Raw genomic sequence first — 1,161 nt, forward strand, 5'->3', positions numbered from 1 at the left:
TCCGCGAGGACGGCCGGATGCTCCTCGTGGCCGCCGACCACCCGGCTCGCGGGGCCCTCGGGGTCCGCGGCGCCGGTGCGGCGATGGCGAGCCGGAGTGACCTGCTCGCCCGGCTCGTCACGGCGCTCGAGCGTCCCGGGGTCGACGGCGTGCTCGGCACACCCGACATCCTCGACGACCTGCTCCTGCTGGGTGCCCTCGACGACAAGGTGGCGATCGGCTCGATGAACCGCGGCGGCCTGCAGGGAGCCAGCTTCGAGCTCGACGACCGCTTCACCGCCTACACCGCGGCCGAGATCGCGGCGCGCGGCATCGACGGGGGCAAGATGCTGACGCGCATCTGCCTCGACGACCCCGGCACCGTGGCGACGCTCGAGGCGAGCGCCCGGGCCGTCACCGAGCTCGCGGAGCACCAGGTCATGGCGATGGTCGAGCCGTTCCTCTCGTCGCGCGAGGGTGGCCGGGTCGTCAACCAGCTCGACCCCGACGGGGTGATCAAGTCGATCCACATCGCAGCCGGGCTCGGCGTCTCGAGCGCCTACACGTGGCTGAAGCTCCCCGTCGTCGACGAGCTCGACCGGGTCATGGACGCGACGACGCTGCCGACGCTGCTCCTCGGCGGTGATCCCGAGGGCGACCCGCAGGACACGTATGCGTCGTGGGGTCATGCGCTCGACCTGCCCGCCGTGCGTGGTCTCGTCGTCGGTCGCGCTCTTCTCTTCCCGCCCGACGGCGACGTCGCCGCGGCCGTCGACATCGCCGCGGGCCTCGTGCACCGGTCCGTCCACGGGAGCGGGGTGGGCGCGTGAGCGACAACGAACGCTGGGTGCGCCCGCTCGGGACCGCCGGCACGGACGAGTGGTCCGTCGCGATCGACGACGCCCTCGACGGGTGGTCGCACACGCGGTTGTATGCCGTGGACCTCGCTCCCGGCCAGAGCCGCTCCGTCGCCGCGGGCGAGTGGGAGCACGTCGTCGTGCCGCTCGCCGGATCGGTGACCGTCACGGCGGTCGACGCTGATGGCGAGAAGCACGAGGCACGCTTGACCGGGCGCGAGTCCGTCTTCGCCGGCCCCACCGACGTCGCCTACGTGTCGCGGGACGCCGAGCTCACGGTGACCGCCGAGGGCGGGCCGACCCGGGTCGCGGTGTGCGGCGCCCG

General features: G+C 73.6%; 2 protein-coding genes. Both read left to right on the plus strand.

The genetic code is table 11. The features are described 5' to 3' along the window. Nucleotides 1-809 (plus strand): Cgl0159 family (beta/alpha)8-fold protein (locus AC1DP0_RS22095; RefSeq protein WP_478088765.1); only part of this gene is annotated, 809 nt, incomplete at its 5' end. Beyond that, nucleotides 806-1,161 (plus strand): 5-deoxy-glucuronate isomerase (locus tag AC1DP0_RS22100; RefSeq protein ID WP_478088766.1); only part of this gene is annotated, 356 nt, incomplete at its 3' end. The genes AC1DP0_RS22095 and AC1DP0_RS22100, both read left to right, overlap by 4 nt.

This window comes from Terrabacter sp. P5_B1 (assembly GCF_056400505.1).